The organism is Protaetiibacter intestinalis, assembly GCF_003627075.1.
GTDB classification, from domain to species: domain Bacteria; phylum Actinomycetota; class Actinomycetes; order Actinomycetales; family Microbacteriaceae; genus Homoserinibacter; species Homoserinibacter intestinalis.
The window spans coordinates 1,204,697-1,219,030 of record NZ_CP032630.1; the positions used below are offsets into that span (position 1 = coordinate 1,204,697).

The following is a 14,334-nucleotide window of genomic DNA, read 5'->3' on the forward strand; positions in this document are numbered from 1 at the left end:
AGCGGCGGTGTATCGAAACCACGACGGACGCCCCTCGACGGGGCGCCCGTCGTCGGTGAGGCCCCACGCATCCACGTCTGCACGGGTTTCGATACGCGCCCTGCGGGCGCTACTCAACCAGCGGGCGGACGCGGGAGCAGGAATGCCCGCGACCTAGGATGTGTTGTACCTCGCGACACCCTCGACAGGAGACCCCCGGTGCGCCACCTCATCATCATCGGCTCCGGCCCCGCCGGCTACACGGCCGCGATCTACGCCGCACGCGCCAACCTGAACCCGCTCGTCATCGCGAGCTCGGTCGAGTTCGGCGGCGAGCTCATGAAGACCACCGAGGTCGAGAACTTCCCCGGCTTCCCGGAGGGCATCATGGGCCCCGAGCTCATGGTGCGGATGCAGCAGCAGGCCGAGCGTTTCGGTGCGGAGATCGTCTACGACGACGTCACCGCCCTCGACCTGACGGGCGACGTGAAGCGCGTCACCCTCGGCGACGGCTCGGTGCACGAGGCGCACGCGATCATCTACGCCACCGGCTCCGCCTACCGCAAGCTCGGCCTGCCCGACGAGGAGCGCCTCTCCGGCTACGGCGTCTCGTGGTGCGCCACCTGCGACGGCGCCTTCTTCCGTCAGAAGAAGGTGGCCGTGATCGGCGGCGGCGACTCGGCGCTCGAGGAGGCGACCTTCCTCACCCGATTCGCGGACGTCGTGTACCTCATCCACCGTCGCGACAGCTTCCGCGCATCCGCCGCGATGCAGGAGCGCGCCTTCTCCGACCCGAAGATCCAGGTGATCTGGAACAACGAGGTCAAGCACGTGTACGGCGACGAGAAGGTCACCGGCATCGGCATCGTGAACACGGTCGACGGCACCGAGACGACCCTGGATGTGCAGGGGATGTTCGTGGCGATCGGTGCCGACCCGCGCACCCACCTCGTGCACGGGCAGCTGGAGCTGGCCCCCGAGGGCACGATCGCGGTGCAGGGGCGCAGCTCGCGCACCAACATCCCGGGCGTCTTCGCCGCGGGTGACGTGATCGACCCGAGCTACAAGCAGGCGGCGACCGCCGCCGGTTCGGGCGTCGTCGCGGCGCTCGACGCCGAGCACTACCTCGCCGAGATCGCGGATGCGGCGAAGGCCGCCGCGGTCCCGGCCTGACCGTCCGTCCCACCGAAAGGAATCCCATGTCCGCAGCCAAGGCCGTCACCGACGCCACCTTCGCCGACGAGGTGCTGAACTCCGAGAAGCCGATCATGGTCGACTTCTGGGCCACCTGGTGCGGCCCGTGTCGCGCCGTCTCGCCGATCCTCGACAAGATCGCCGAGGAGCACGCCGACAAGATCTCGATCGTGAAGCTCGACGTCGACGACAACCCCGAGACCGCCATGAAGTACGGCATCACCTCGATCCCGGCGATGTACGTGTTCCAGAACGGCGAGGTCGTCAAGCGGGTCATCGGCGCGAAGCCGAAGCCGGCCCTCGAGGCCGACCTGGCCGAGTTCCTGGCGTAAGCCACTCGCACACCCGCGGCCCCTGCAGCCCTGTCGGCGCAGGGGCCGCGGTGTTTGTGCGGCTACCCTGGAGGGCACCGGACGATCGGACCGCACATGACAGGCACCCAGGGCACCAACCTCGACCAGTGGTACGGGCATTACGCCGCGCGCACCGCCGGCCTTGCCGCCTCCGAGGTGCGGGCCCTGTTCGCCGTCGCGAGCCGACCCGAGGTGGTCTCGCTCGCGGGCGGCATGCCGTACGTGTCGGCCCTGCCGCAGCAGCTCATCGAGACGGCCGTCGAGCGCACGGTGTCGGAGCAGGGCGCGGTCGCGCTCCAGTACGGCTCCGGTCAGGGGGTGCCCCGGCTGCGTGAGCAGATCCTCGAGGTGATGGCGCTCGAGGGCATCCACGGCTCCGTCGACGACGTAGTCGTGACGACCGGTTCGCAGCACGCGCTCGAGCTGCTGTCGAAGCTGTTCCTCGACCCGGGCGACGTGGTGATCGCCGAGGGCCCGAGCTATGTCACCGCGATCACGGTGTTCCGCTCCTTCCAGGCCGAGACGGTGCACTCGCCGATGGATGCCGACGGTCTCGAACCGCAGGCGCTGCGCGAGACGATCGCGCGCGTGAAGGCGGAGGGCAAGCGGATCAAGTTCCTGTACCTGATCCCGAGCTTCCAGAACCCGATGGGCGTCACCCTCACGTGGGAGCGGCGCGTCGAGATCCTCGAGATCGCCCGCTCCGAGGGCATCCTCGTGCTCGAAGACAACCCCTACGGGTTGCTCTACTTCGATCAGGCGCCGCCGCCCGCCATCCGCTCGCTCGACGAGGACGGCGTCGTGTACCTCGGCACCTTCTCCAAGACCCTGGCCCCCGGACTCCGCGTCGGCTGGGCGATCGCGCCCCACGCCATCCGCGAGAAGCTCGTGCTCGCGAACGAGGCCGCCATCCTGTCGCCATCCTCGTTCTCGCAGATCGTCATCTCCGAGTACATGGAGACCGCCGACTGGCGCGGGCAGATCGACACCTTCCGCGGCGTCTACCGCGAGCGCCGGGATGCCATGCTCGCCGCCCTGCAGGAGCACCTGCCGAGCATGAGCTGGACGGTGCCGAACGGCGGCTTCTACGTGTGGCTCACGATGCCCGAGCACCTCGACTCGAAGGCCATGCTGCCGCGCGCCGTCAAGGAGCTCGTCGCCTACACCCCCGGCACCGCGTTCTACGCCGACGGCAACGGGCGCCGCAACATGCGCCTGTCGTTCTGCTATCCCAAGCCCGACTTCATCCGGGAGGGCATCCGCCGCCTCGCCACCGTCATCAACGGCGAGCTGGCGCTGCTGGGCGAGTTCTCGCAGACGGCGCCGCTGCCGATCGTGCCCGCCGAGCGCGACGTGCTGCCCCCCTTCGCCGGCTGACCGGAGGTTTCACGTGACCGACACCCCCACCCACATCGTCGTGCTCGCCGGCGGCATCTCCCACGAGCGCGACGTGTCGCTGCGCTCCGGACGCCGCGTCGCCGACGCCCTCGCCGGCCACGGCGCCCAGGTGGAGCTGCGCGACCCCGACGCGACCCTGCTCGCCTACCTCGGCGAGCACCGCCCCGACGTCGTGTGGCCGGCCCTGCACGGCGCGAGCGGCGAGGACGGCGCGCTGCGCGGGCTGCTCGAGTTCCTCGGGGTGCCCTACGTCGGCTCCCGCTCGGCGGCGGCACGCCTCGCCTGGGACAAGCCGACCGCCAAGGCCATCGTGGAGCGCGCCGGCGTCGCGACCCCGCGATCCATCACCCTTCCGCGGGACGCGTTCCGCGAGCTCGGGGCGGATGCCGTGTTCGAGGCGATCGCCGACGAGCTGCCGGTGCCGCTCGTCGTGAAGCCCGCCCGCGGCGGCTCGGCCCAGGGCGTGACCATCGTCGAGGACCGCAAGGACCTGCCGCGCGCCATGGTCGACGCCTACACCTACGGGGATGTGGCGCTCGTCGAGCAGTGCATCCGCGGCACCGAGATCGCGATCGGCGTCATCGACACGGGGGACGGGCCCGTCGCCCTGCCGGCGGTCGAGATCGAGCCGCTCTCGGGCGTCTACAGCTTCGAGGCGCGCTACAACGCGGGGGAGACCCGCTTCTACGTGCCGGCGCGGCTGCCGGATGATGTGGCGGCGCGCGCGGCCGAGTCGGCCCTCGCCGCCCACCGCGCGCTCGGCATGCGACACATCTCGCGCGTCGACCTCATCGTCGACGGCTCGGGCACCCCCTGGTTCCTGGAGGCGAACGTGCTGCCGGGCCTCACCGAGACCTCGCTGCTCCCCCAGGCCCTCGAGGCCGCCGGCCACGACCTCGGCTGGGTGTACGCGGCCCTCGCCGAAGACGCCCGCCGCGAGCCGTAATCCGCGGCTGATCAGGTGTTTTCCTGACTCCATGGAGCCTGCGACGCGGGTTTCGTTACGCCCGCTCCGCGGGCTACTCAACCAGCAGAAGGTGGTATCACGCGGTACGGCCTGCGGCCGTGCTGTCACCTTCCCGCCGGTTGAGCCACGTCTGCACGGGTTTCGATACGCGCCCTGCGGGCGCTACTCAACCAGCAGAGGGGTGGCGTCACTCGGTCCGGCCGGCGGCCTTCCCGCTGGTTGAGTGCCGCCGAAGGCGGTGTATCGAAACCACGACGGACGCCCCTCGACGGGGCGCCCGTCGTCGGTGAGGCCCCACTGGACCACGTCTGCACGGGTTTCGATACGCGCCCTCCGGGCGCTACTCAACCAGCAGAGGGGAACGCCTACGCGCCGAACGGGTCCTGGCCCAGCTCGGTGAGGATCCGGTTCAGGTCGCCCACGGTGGCGAAGTCGATGACGATGGTGCCCTTGCTCGCCCCGAGGGTGATCTTCACGCGGGTGTCGAGCCGGTCGCCGAGGCGCTCCGCCACCTCGGCCAGGTGGTCCTGTCGACGCCCGGCCGCGGGCTTCGCCTTGCTCGGCTTGTTCGACACGAGCCCGGCCGCCACCTCGGCGGCGCGCACCGACAGCTCCTCGTTGACGATCTTGTCGGCCAGCTTCTCCATCGCCGCGTCGTCGCCGACCGACAGGATGGCGCGGGCGTGGCCCGCGCTCAGCACCCCGGCGGCCACCTTGCGCTGCACCGCCGCCGGTAGCCGCAGCAGCCGGAGGGTGTTGCTGATCTGCGGACGCGAGCGCCCGATCCGCTCGGCGAGCTGCTCCTGGGTGATGCCGAAGTCCTCGAGCAGCTGCTTGTAGGCCGACGCCTCCTCCAGCGGGTTCAGTTCGGCGCGGTGCAGGTTCTCGAGCAGGGCGTCGCGCAGCATCGCCTCGTCGTCGGTGTTCCGCACGACCGCGGGGATCGCCTCGAGCCCGGCCGCCTTCGACGCGCGCAGGCGCCGCTCGCCCATGATGAGCTCGTACTGCGGCTCCCCCGCCGATGCACCCGGCCGCGGGCGCACCACGATCGGTTGCAGCACGCCGAACTCGCGCACCGAGACGATGAGCTCGTCGAGCTCCTCCTGGCGGAACTCGTGCCGCGGCTGCTGCGGGTTCGGGACGATGTCGTCCGGCGACAGGCTCGCGAGCCGGGCGCCCGGCACCGCCACGAGCTCTGCATCCGCGTGCTCCTCGGCGGCGGGGAAGAACACGTCGACGGGGCGCTCGTGGTGCTCGTCCGAGGTCGGGATGAGCGCGCCGATGCCGCGACCGAGTCCCGTGCGCTTGGGAGCCGCCATCAGTTGTCCTCCTGCTTCCTGGCCCCGCGTCGGGCGATCTCTGCTGCGGCCTCGCGGTACGACAGGGATCCCGGCGAGTTGAGGTCGTAGCTGATGACGCTCTGGCCGTAGCTGGGCGCCTCGGAGATGCGCACCGAACGCGGGATCACCGTGTCGAGCACCTCGTCGGGGAAGTGCTCGCGCACCTCGTGGACGACCTGATGCGCGAGGTTGGTGCGGGAATCGTACATCGTGAGCAGGATCGTCGAGACGGCGAGCTCCGGATTCAGGTGCCGCTCGATGAGCTTGATGTTGTTGAGGAGCTGTGACAGCCCCTCGAGCGCGTAGTACTCGCACTGGATGGGGATGAGCACCTCGCGCGCCGCGACGAAGGCGTTGATCGTCAGCAGCCCGAGCGAGGGCGGGCAGTCGATGAAGACGTAGTGGGGCGCGCGCTCCCCCGCCTGCTCGATGTAGGCCTCGAGGGCGGAGCGCAGCCGCTGCTCGCGCGCCACCATCGACACGAGCTCGATCTCGGCGCCGGCGAGGTGGATCGTGGCGGGGATGCAGTCGAGCGTCTCGAAGTCGGGGCTCGCCTGCACGACCTCCGCCATGGGCACGTCGTTGATGATGACGTCGTAGACGCTCGGCGTCTCGGAGCGGTGCTCGACGCCGAGGGCGGTGGATGCGTTGCCCTGCGGGTCGAGGTCGATCACGAGCACGCGGGCGCCCGCCTGGGCGAGCGCCGCGGCCAGGTTGACCGCCGTGGTGGTCTTGCCGACGCCGCCCTTCTGGTTCGCGACCGTGAAGACGCGCGTCCGCGGCGGGACGGGGAACGGCTCGGCGGCGAGAGCCTGGCGGCGCCGGGTGATCTCGGCGACCTCGCGCGCCAACGGGGTCGACGCATCGAAGGGGCTGGGGGTGGTCACATCTCCCTCTCGATGTTTCACGTGAAACATCGCGGCCGTGCGGCCGCGACTCTCCACTGTAAACCAGCCCACCCGCGGCGGTCTCGCCCGTTCCCCCTCGGGGTGGTCTCGATACGCCGGCTCCGCCGGCTACTCGACCAGCGGAAGCCCTACCCGTTGGTTGAGTAGCGTCCGAAGGGCGCGTATCGAAACCAACACCGCCGGCCTCGATGACCAGCGAGGGGTGCGACCGCTGTGGAGAACCCCCGACGCCCTCCCCCGCACCCCGCCATGATGTCCGCATGATCGCGATGTACATCCTGCGCTGCGCCGACGGCAGCTACTACGTGGGCTCCGCCCGCGACCTGGACGCCCGCATGCTGCAGCACGCGGCCGGCGTCGGCAGCCGCTACACGAGCCGCCGCATGCCGGTGGCGCTCGTCTACGTTCACGAGTGCACCAACATCGGCGACGCGTACGCCGCCGAGAAGCGGGTGCAGGGGTGGTCGCGGGCGAAACGCGAGGCGCTCATCCGCGGGGAGACGAGGCTGCTGCCGGCACTCAGCAGGAAGCGGTTCCCGAAGCGGGGTGCCGACGGCGGTGGTCTCGATACGCCGGCCGCTCGACCAGCAGAGAACCCTCCCCCGCCCGTCGGTTGAGTAGCGCTGCAGGGCATCCCCCTCCCGTTGGTTGAGTAGCGCCCGGAGGGCGCGTATCGAAACCAACGCGTGGGGGCGGGGGGTGGTCTCGATACGCCCGCTTCGCGGGCTACTCGACCAGCAGGGGTACCGCTGCGCCGGCTACTCGACCAGCGGAGGTTGTCGCCGCGACCGGACTCTCGGCCACGGGCGAGCCTTCCGTTGGTTGAGTAGCGCCCGAAGGGCGCGTATCGAAACCAACCCGTGGAGGCGGCGGGTGGCGCCGCTCCGCGGGATGCTCGACCAGCGGGAGAGAGCGGCTACGGGCGGGTGGCTCGGAAGACGCGGGTGGGCTCGGGCACGACGCCCTCGCCGAGGAGTTCGACGCGCACGTCGGTGAGGCGCGCCTTGCGGATCTGCTTCTCGGCGGCGATCACCTCGTCGTCGACGCGGGCGCCCTTCATGAAGACGAGCTCGCCGCCGGAGCGCAGCAGCGGCACGGTGAGGGGGATGAGCTTCGACAGCGCCGACACGGCGCGTGCCGTCACCTGGTCGAGCGGCTCGGCGAGCCGTGCCTCCTCCGCGCGTGCCCGCACCACCTCGACGTTGTCGAGGCCGAGGGCCTCCGCCTCCTCGACGAGCCAGTCGACGCGGCGCTCCATCGGCTCGATGAGCACGAACCGCGCATCCGGGCGTGCGATCGCGAGCACGAGGCCGGGCAGGCCCGCGCCGCTCCCGACGTCTCCGACGCGTCCCGCACGGAGCAGGGGAGCGACGAGGGCGGAGTTCAGCACGTGCCGCGACCACAGCCGCGGCAGCTCGAGGGGACCGATGAGTCCGCGGGTCTCGCCCTCACGGGCGAGGTCGGCCGTGAACCGGCGAGCCAGTTCGATCCGCTCGCCGAAGAGCTGCGCCGCGACGGCGGGTTCCGCCTCGAGCCCGCTCATCGCATCCCCCGATGTTTCACGTGAAACATCGCGACTACTTCGCGGTGATCACCGTGTGGCGGTCGTGGCCCTCGCCCTCCGAGGCGGAGACGTAGCCGCGCTCGCTCACCAGGTCGTGCACGAGCTTGCGCTCGTAGCTCGACATCGGGGGCAGGGATGCCGCGGCCGCGCCGCCCTCGATGCGCGAGATCGCGTGGTCCACGAGCGAGGCGAGCTCCCCCGCACGCGCGTCGCGCGATCCGGCGATGTCGAGGATGAGCCGCGAGAACCGGCCGGTCTTCGCCTGCACGGCGAGGCGGGTGAGCTCCTGCAGCGCCGTCACCGTGTCGGGCTTCGCGAGCAGGCGGAGGTTCGAGTCCGACCCCGCCGTGACCGAGAGGTACGCCCGTCCGGCGCGCGCGTCGATGTCGATGTCGCCGTCGATGTCGGCGATGTCGAGCAGCTCCTCGATGTAGTCGGCGGCGATGTCGCCCTCATCGACGAGCTCCTGCTCGCTGGGTGCACCCTCGGCGGCGACCGCCGTCTCGGGCAGGTCGATCACGTTCTCGTCGGTCACTTCTTCGGTCCTTGCTTCTTAGCGCGGTTCTTGCCGACCGGCTGCTGGCGCTGGGTGGTCACGGGCTTCTGCGGCTCCTCGTGGACGAACTCGGCCAGTGCCTCCGCGTCGGTCTCGATGAGATTGCGGCGCTTCTTGGCGAGCCGCGCCTCACGGGCGAGCGCCGCCTCCGAACCCGGCGTGGGCATGTTCCGGATGACGAGCCACTGCTGCACGAGGGTCCAGATGTTCGAGGTGAGCCAGTAGAACATCACGCCGATCGGGAACGCGAGGCCGGAGAAGAGGAAGACCACCGGGAGGATGTACAGCAGGATGCGCTGCTGCCGGTACATCGGGCTGGCCTTCATCTCGGGCGTCTGGTTCTTCGACATGATCTGCAGCTGCGTGTAGAACTGCGAGGCCGTCATGATGAGGATCATCGCGATCGCGATCACGGTGACCGCGACGTTGCCGTAGTTGAAGGCGTCGACGAGGCTGTACTTGAGCGGCGCGACGCCGAACAGGGTCGCGTTCGTGTACTGGTCGGCGAGCTCCTGGCTGAGCAGGCCGACGCCCGCCTTGTCCTGACGCGCCTCGTTCAGCACCGAGAACAGGCTGAAGAAGATCGGCATCTGGATGAGCAGCGGCAGGCACGACGACAGCGGGTTGGTGCCGGCGCGCTGGTAGAGCGCCATCGTCTCGCGCTGCATCGCCTCGCGCGAGAACTGGTCCTTCTTGCCGCGGTACTTGTCCTGGATCTTCTTCAGCTCGGGCGCGACCTCGAGCATCTTGCGCTGGCTCTTGATCTGCCGCACGAAGATCGGGATGAGGGCCGCGCGCACGATGAGCACGAGGCCGACGATCGACAGCACCCAGGTGAGGCCGGCGGCGGGGTCGAGGCCGAGCTGCGAGAACGACCAGTGGAAGCCCACCAGGATCGCCTCGATGACCCACTTGATGGGCCAGAGGATGGTGCCGAAGAAGTCCATGAGGCTGGATCAGCCCTTTCCGTGTCCCGCGGCGACGAAGCCGAACGGGGTGAGGTGATAGTGGTCGTGGTGTCGGGATGCGGGCACGTCGTCGATGCCGCCGCGCGCCCAGGGGTGGCAGCGCAGGATCCGCCAGGCGCCGAGGCCGACCCCCTTCACCACGCCGTGCTGCTGGATGGCGCCCAGGGTGTAAGCGGAGCAGCTCGGGTAGTAGCGGCAGACGTCGCCGTAGAGGGGGGAGATGACGGCGCGGTATCCGCGCAGGATCGCGACGCAGATGTTCCTCGGCAGCAGCCAGAGGGTGAGGCCGACGTGCTTCATCGGATCAGTGCGGGGTCGAGGATCGCGTGCATCTCGGCGGAGAGACTAGCCCAGGAGCGCTGGGCGGATCCGGGGAGCGCCCGCACCACGACATCCGCCCCGCTGCCGCCGGCGTCGACGATCGAGCGGCACACGGCACGCATGCGACGCCTCACCAGGTTCCGCTCGACGGCGTTGCCGACCGTCTTGGCGACGATGAACCCGAAGCGGGCGGGCTCGTCGGCCGCGCGATCCACACGGTAGATGAGCGTGCTGGGCGTGGCGGAGCGCCGTCCGCGACGCACGGTCGCGCGGAAGTCCGAGGGCTTGACCACTCGGTTCGCCCTGGCCAGCACGTCGTCCGGACTACGCGGAGAGCTCGGTGCGTCCCTTGGCGCGACGCGCGGCGAGGATGGCGCGACCGGCGCGGGTGCGCATACGCAGACGGAAGCCGTGCTTCTTGGCGCGGCGCCGGTTGTTCGGCTGGAAGGTTCGCTTGCTCATGGTGATATCTCCTGGCCCCGGTGTGCGGTGACCGGGAAAGAAAGTACGGGGTCGATCCGGAACGATCGACAACCTGTTAAAAATAGGGCCTCGACCGTCACCGGTCAAACCTGCGTCCACATTACCCGCGCTGTCTCCACATCCGCCGAGAGACGGTTGTCCACAGGCGACTATCCACAACTAAGGTGGTCGTCAGCCCGCCGCGCACCCGGGGATCTTGCGTATCGGGCCGAGTACTGCGTTCCCTCCTGTGCACAGTGCTGTGGATAGCGACCTGAGGACCGACACCGAATGACCGACAGCGACGACCCGACCACGGAGCTGTGGGCCGCCATCCGCGCCCGCCTCAGCGCCGACGAGCGGATCACGCCGCAGCTGCACGGCTTCATCAACCTGGTCGAACCGAAGGGCGTTCTCGCCGGCACCATCTACCTCGAGGTGCCCAACGAGCTCACCCGCGGGATGCTCGAGCAGCGCATCCGGGTGCCCCTGCTGGAAGCGCTCGGCGACCACGACACCGAGGTCGTGAACTTCGCAATCGTCGTGAACCCCGACATCCAGCCGGCGCTGCAGCCGGTGCCCGAGGAGAGTCACGACGCGGGCCCGAGCGAACAGGTCAACCCGGTCATCGAACTCGGGCGTCGCACCGACTCGCGCCTGAACCCCAAGTACAACTTCGACAACTTCGTCATCGGCGGATCCAACCGCTTCTCCCACGCGGCCGCGGTCGCCGTCGCCGAGGCGCCCGCCAAGGCCTACAACCCGCTGTTCATCTACGGCGACTCGGGCCTCGGCAAGACCCACCTGCTGCACGCCATCGGCCACTACGCCGAGAGCCTCTACCCCGGCATCCGGGTGCGCTATGTGAGCTCCGAGGAGTTCACCAACGACTTCATCAACTCGATCGCCAACAACCGCGCCTCGGTGTTCCAGTCGCGCTACCGCGAGATCGACATCCTGCTGATCGACGACATCCAGTTCCTGCAGGGCAAGGACTCCACCCAGGAGGCCTTCTTCCACACCTTCAACACGCTGCACGACCACAACAAGCAGGTCGTCATCACGAGCGACCTCGCGCCCAAGCACCTCACCGGCTTCGAGGACCGGATGCGGTCGCGCTTCGAGTGGGGACTCATCACGGATGTGCAGCTGCCCGACCTCGAGACGCGTATCGCGATCCTCCGGAAGAAGGCGCAGTCGGAGCGGCTGCAGGTGCCGGAGGACATCCTCGAGTACATCGCGACGAAGGTGTCGTCCAACATCCGCGAGCTCGAGGGCACGCTCATCCGGGTGACCGCGTTCGCGAACCTCAACAAGACGCCCATCGACCTGGCGCTCGTGCAGACGGTGCTGAAGGACCTCATCACCCTCGACGAGGACAACGTCATCTCGCCGGTCGACATCATCAACCACACCGCCGACTACTTCAAGCTCACCGTCGACGACCTCTACGGCTCGTCGCGGTCGCAGGCGGTGGCGACGGCACGCCAGATCGCGATGTACCTGTGCCGCGAGCTGACGAACCTGTCGCTGCCGAAGATCGGGCAGCTGTTCGGCAACCGCGACCACACCACCGTCATGTACGCCAACAAGAAGATCTCGGAGCTCATGAAGGAGCGCCGCTCGATCTACAACCAGGTGACGGAGCTGACGGCGCGCATCAAGCAGAACCAGCGCTACCGGCCGTAGCGCCTCTGCGGGTTGAGTAGCCCGCGCAGCGACCCCTTCCCGCTGGTTGAGTAGCCGCGCAGCGGCGTATCGAAACCTGTGAAGACGTGGGCACTCGGGGCCTCACCGAGCGAAGGCGCCCCATCGAGGGGCGCCTTCGCTGGTTTCGATACACCGCGCTTCGCGCGGCACTCAACCAGCGGGAGGGGTACCGCCTTCGGCGGCACTCAACCAGCGGGAAACAGCGGGACGGGCGAAACCCACAGACTGTGGAACCGGCTGTGGATAACTTCCGGATGACATGTGGAACGCGCCGAGGCGGGATGTGGATACCGAAACCCGCCGGATCGGGTTTCCCCACCCGCCGGCCCACGGCATCCGCAGTCCGCTCACATCTTCCACGGATGTAGTTCCCCGACGTCGGCGGGCGGGACGATACTTGTCCACAGTTCGCACAGGCGTTAAGACGATTACCTTTCTCTCTTCATTCATGGGCCGTCCGATAACCGATCCTGCTCCGGTCCGTGCCAAGATCGTTGAACACAAACCCGTGCGGATCCTCGAGTCCACAGACAGGAGTGACGCGTGAAGTTCCAGGTGAATCGCGACGTCTTCAGCGAGGCGGTGTCGTTCGCCGTCAAACTGCTGCCCCAGCGCACCACGCAGCCGATCCTGAGCGGCGTGCTGCTCGAGGCGACGGATGGCGCGCTCACGCTCTCCTCCTTCGACTACGAGGTGTCGAGCCGCACCGAGATCGCGGCCGAGGTCGACGAGCAGGGCACCGCCCTCGTCTCGGGCCGGCTGCTCGCCGACATCGCGAGCCGGCTGCCGAACGCCCCGGTCGTGTTCTCCACGCAGGACGGCAAGATCCTCGTGAGCTGCGGATCCGCGCGCTTCACCCTGCTGAGCATGCCCGTCGAGGAGTATCCGACTCTTCCTCAGATCGACGACCAGACCGGTGTGCTCCCGGCAGAGGAGTTCGCGGCCGCCGTGGCGCAGGTCGCGGTCGCGGCCTCCCGCGACGACGTGACCCCGGTGATCACCGGTGTGCAGCTGGAGGTGGGAGACAACAACCTCTCCCTGGTCGCCACCGACCGCTACCGTGTCGCGGTGCGCGAGATCGACTGGGACTCGGGATCGTCCTCGGCCGCCGGCACCACGGCCCTCGTGCCGGCGCGCACGCTCTCCGAGATCGGCAAGACCTTCGCGCACTCCGGCACGATCGGCGTCTCGATCGTGCGCGGCGACGACCGCGAGCTCATCGCCTTCAAGGCCGACAAGAAGACGGTCACCTCGTTGCTCATCAAGGGCAACTTCCCGCCCGTCAAGCGTCTGTTCCCCGAGACGGTCGAGAACTACGCCGTGCTCAACACGGCCGAGCTCGTCGAGGCCACCCGCCGTGTCTCGCTCGTGCTCGAGCGCGAGGCGGCGCTGCGGTTCAGCTTCTCCATCGACGGACTCACCCTCGAGGCGGCCGGCTCCGAGCAGGCCCAGGCATCCGAGACGATCGACGCTCACCTCGTCGGTGAGGACACGGTCGTCTCGCTCAAGCCCGCGTTCCTGCTCGACGGTCTCGGCGCGGTGCACTCGGAGTTCGTGCGGATCTCGTTCACCAAGACCGAGAACCCCAACAAGCCGGGCCCCGTGCTCATCACGAGCCAGTCCTCGCGCGACACCGCCGGTTCCGACAACTACAAGTACCTGCTGCAGCCGAACCTGCTGCTGCGCTGAAAAAATCGTCGCGCTTCGCGCGATGCGGAAGGCGATCATGCACATCGGACTCGTGGGTCTCGGCCGCATGGGCAACAACATGCGCATCCGTCTGCGGGCGGCGGGCATCGAGGTCACCGGGTACGACCCGAATCAGGAGGTGAGCGACGTCCCGGATCTCGGGGCGCTCGCCGCCGCGCTGCCCGGTCCCCGGATCGTGTGGGTCATGGTGCCGTCCGGCCCGATCACCACGGGGGTCATCACGGATCTCGCGGCTGCCCTCAGTGAGGGCGACCTCGTGATCGAGGGCGGCAACTCCCGCTTCACGGAGGACGCCAAGCACGCGGCGCTGCTCGCGGAGCACGGCATCCGCTATGTGGACTGCGGCGTCTCGGGCGGCGTGTGGGGCGCGGTCAACGGCTACGGGCTCATGGCCGGCGGCGACGCGGCCGACATCGAGCGCGCGATGCCGATCTTCGACGCGCTGCGGCCGGAGGGTCCGCGCGAGGAGGGCTTCGTGCACGCGGGCGCGATCGGCGCCGGCCACTACGCGAAGATGGTGCACAACGGCATCGAGTACGCGCTCATGCAGGCCTGGGCCGAGGGCTATGAGCTGCTCGAGGCGAAGGACGAGCTCATCCACGACGTGCCGGGCGTCTTCAAGGCGTGGCAGCGGGGCACCGTGGTGCGCAGCTGGCTGCTCGAGCTGCTCGTGAAGGCGCTCGAGGAGGATCCCGAGTTCCGCGACATCGAGGGCTACGTCGAGGATTCCGGCGAGGGCCGCTGGACGGTGGAGGAGGCGCTCAACAACGCCGTCCCGGTGCCGACGATCTCCGCGTCGATCTTCGCGCGCTTCGTGTCGCGCCAGGAGGACTCCCCCTCGATGAAGGCGGTCGCCGCCCTCCGCAAGCAGTTCGGCGGCCACGCGGTCCGCAAGGCCTGACGC

General features: G+C 69.1%; 16 protein-coding genes. 8 read left to right on the forward strand and 8 right to left on the reverse strand.

Features of this window, described 5'->3' with window-relative positions; translation table 11 throughout:
- Positions 1 to 198 precede the first annotated feature (198 nt).
- The 4 genes from trxB to D7I47_RS05820 all read left to right on the forward strand — a co-directional run bounded on the left by trxB (position 199) and on the right by D7I47_RS05820 (position 3,870).
- The gene (trxB, locus tag D7I47_RS05805) at positions 199 to 1,152 is read left to right on the forward strand and encodes a thioredoxin-disulfide reductase (RefSeq protein WP_120762170.1); all 954 of its coding nucleotides are present in this window, start codon (positions 199 to 201) and stop codon (positions 1,150 to 1,152) included.
- 26 nt (positions 1,153 to 1,178) lie between these two features.
- A complete protein-coding gene (trxA, locus tag D7I47_RS05810) occupies positions 1,179 to 1,505 on the forward strand; it encodes a thioredoxin (RefSeq protein WP_120762171.1) in 327 nt (108 codons plus the stop codon).
- A 96-nt stretch (positions 1,506 to 1,601) separates the two neighbouring features.
- On the forward strand, positions 1,602 to 2,903 hold the full coding sequence (locus D7I47_RS05815; RefSeq protein WP_120762172.1) for an aminotransferase-like domain-containing protein: 1,302 nt from the start codon (positions 1,602 to 1,604) through the stop codon (positions 2,901 to 2,903).
- A 13-nt stretch (positions 2,904 to 2,916) separates the two neighbouring features.
- Complete coding sequence (locus tag D7I47_RS05820) at positions 2,917 to 3,870, forward strand: D-alanine--D-alanine ligase family protein (protein ID WP_120762173.1); 954 nt, start codon at positions 2,917 to 2,919, stop codon at positions 3,868 to 3,870.
- A 386-nt stretch (positions 3,871 to 4,256) separates the two neighbouring features.
- Here the strand turns inward: D7I47_RS05820 and D7I47_RS05825 are convergent, their stop codons facing one another.
- Both D7I47_RS05825 and D7I47_RS05830 read right to left on the reverse strand, forming a co-directional pair.
- Positions 4,257 to 5,210 (reverse strand): ParB/RepB/Spo0J family partition protein, encoded by a 954-nt coding sequence (locus D7I47_RS05825; protein WP_120762174.1) that lies wholly within the window; start codon positions 5,208 to 5,210, stop codon positions 4,257 to 4,259.
- On the reverse strand, positions 5,210 to 6,148 hold the full coding sequence (locus D7I47_RS05830; protein WP_120762175.1) for a ParA family protein: 939 nt from the start codon (positions 6,146 to 6,148) through the stop codon (positions 5,210 to 5,212). The genes D7I47_RS05825 and D7I47_RS05830 overlap by 1 nt, the downstream gene beginning before the upstream one ends.
- Before the next feature lie 251 nt (positions 6,149 to 6,399).
- On the opposite strand from D7I47_RS05830, the gene D7I47_RS05835 reads away from it, so the two are divergent.
- The gene (locus tag D7I47_RS05835) at positions 6,400 to 6,756 is read left to right on the forward strand and encodes a GIY-YIG nuclease family protein (protein ID WP_120762176.1); all 357 of its coding nucleotides are present in this window, start codon (positions 6,400 to 6,402) and stop codon (positions 6,754 to 6,756) included.
- Positions 6,757 to 7,055: 299 nt separating this feature from the next.
- On the opposite strand, the gene rsmG is transcribed toward D7I47_RS05835, so the two are convergent.
- The 6 genes from rsmG to rpmH are packed head-to-tail and all read right to left on the reverse strand — an operon-like array spanning position 7,056 to position 10,010.
- Positions 7,056 to 7,682: a 16S rRNA (guanine(527)-N(7))-methyltransferase RsmG gene (gene rsmG, locus D7I47_RS05840; protein ID WP_120762177.1), complete on the reverse strand. Its 627-nt coding sequence runs from the start codon at positions 7,680 to 7,682 to the stop codon at positions 7,056 to 7,058.
- A gap of 34 nt (positions 7,683 to 7,716) precedes the next feature.
- Positions 7,717 to 8,223, reverse strand: coding sequence for a Jag family protein (locus D7I47_RS05845; RefSeq protein WP_405083450.1), 507 nt, complete (start codon positions 8,221 to 8,223; stop codon positions 7,717 to 7,719).
- Between the two features lie 11 nt (positions 8,224 to 8,234).
- A complete protein-coding gene (gene yidC, locus D7I47_RS05850; RefSeq protein ID WP_120762178.1) occupies positions 8,235 to 9,206 on the reverse strand; it encodes a membrane protein insertase YidC in 972 nt (323 codons plus the stop codon).
- A 9-nt stretch (positions 9,207 to 9,215) separates the two neighbouring features.
- Positions 9,216 to 9,527, reverse strand: a complete 312-nt coding sequence (yidD, locus tag D7I47_RS05855; RefSeq protein ID WP_120762179.1) for a membrane protein insertion efficiency factor YidD — start codon at positions 9,525 to 9,527, stop codon at positions 9,216 to 9,218.
- Complete coding sequence (gene rnpA, locus D7I47_RS05860; RefSeq protein WP_264371289.1) at positions 9,524 to 9,841, reverse strand: ribonuclease P protein component; 318 nt, start codon at positions 9,839 to 9,841, stop codon at positions 9,524 to 9,526. Before rnpA ends, yidD begins: the two co-directional genes overlap by 4 nt.
- A gap of 31 nt (positions 9,842 to 9,872) precedes the next feature.
- A complete protein-coding gene (gene rpmH, locus D7I47_RS05865; protein ID WP_071299798.1) occupies positions 9,873 to 10,010 on the reverse strand; it encodes a 50S ribosomal protein L34 in 138 nt (45 codons plus the stop codon).
- A 291-nt stretch (positions 10,011 to 10,301) separates the two neighbouring features.
- Here rpmH and dnaA point away from each other — a divergent pair, with 291 nt between their 5' ends.
- The 3 genes from dnaA (at position 10,302) to gnd (ending at position 14,331) form a co-directional block, all read left to right on the forward strand.
- Positions 10,302 to 11,699 (forward strand): chromosomal replication initiator protein DnaA, encoded by a 1,398-nt coding sequence (gene dnaA / locus D7I47_RS05870; protein ID WP_120762181.1) that lies wholly within the window; start codon positions 10,302 to 10,304, stop codon positions 11,697 to 11,699.
- A 564-nt stretch (positions 11,700 to 12,263) separates the two neighbouring features.
- Entirely contained in the window at positions 12,264 to 13,409 is a 1,146-nt protein-coding gene (gene dnaN, locus D7I47_RS05875) for a DNA polymerase III subunit beta (RefSeq protein ID WP_120762182.1), read from the forward strand.
- A gap of 37 nt (positions 13,410 to 13,446) precedes the next feature.
- Positions 13,447 to 14,331: a phosphogluconate dehydrogenase (NAD(+)-dependent, decarboxylating) gene (gnd, locus tag D7I47_RS05880; RefSeq protein WP_120763830.1), complete on the forward strand. Its 885-nt coding sequence runs from the start codon at positions 13,447 to 13,449 to the stop codon at positions 14,329 to 14,331.
- Positions 14,332 to 14,334: the final 3 nt, after the last annotated feature.

Bases quoted from the DNA above. Each gene is read 5' to 3' on its own strand.
- trxA (WP_120762171.1), top strand. From the start codon at position 1,179: ATGTCCGCAGCCAAGGCCGTCACCGACGCCACCTTCGCCGACGAGGTG.
- D7I47_RS05815 (WP_120762172.1), top strand. From the start codon at position 1,602: ATGACAGGCACCCAGGGCACCAACCTCGACCAGTGGTACGGGCATTAC.
- D7I47_RS05825 (WP_120762174.1), bottom strand. From the start codon at position 5,210: ATGGCGGCTCCCAAGCGCACGGGACTCGGTCGCGGCATCGGCGCGCTC.
- D7I47_RS05830 (WP_120762175.1), bottom strand. From the start codon at position 6,148: ATGTTTCACGTGAAACATCGAGAGGGAGATGTGACCACCCCCAGCCCC.
- D7I47_RS05835 (WP_120762176.1), top strand. From the start codon at position 6,400: ATGATCGCGATGTACATCCTGCGCTGCGCCGACGGCAGCTACTACGTG.
- rsmG (WP_120762177.1), bottom strand. From the start codon at position 7,682: ATGAGCGGGCTCGAGGCGGAACCCGCCGTCGCGGCGCAGCTCTTCGGC.
- yidC (WP_120762178.1), bottom strand. From the start codon at position 9,206: ATGGACTTCTTCGGCACCATCCTCTGGCCCATCAAGTGGGTCATCGAG.
- yidD (WP_120762179.1), bottom strand. From the start codon at position 9,527: ATGAAGCACGTCGGCCTCACCCTCTGGCTGCTGCCGAGGAACATCTGC.
- rpmH (WP_071299798.1), bottom strand. From the start codon at position 10,010: ATGAGCAAGCGAACCTTCCAGCCGAACAACCGGCGCCGCGCCAAGAAG.
- dnaA (WP_120762181.1), top strand. From the start codon at position 10,302: ATGACCGACAGCGACGACCCGACCACGGAGCTGTGGGCCGCCATCCGC.
- gnd (WP_120763830.1), top strand. From the start codon at position 13,447: ATGCACATCGGACTCGTGGGTCTCGGCCGCATGGGCAACAACATGCGC.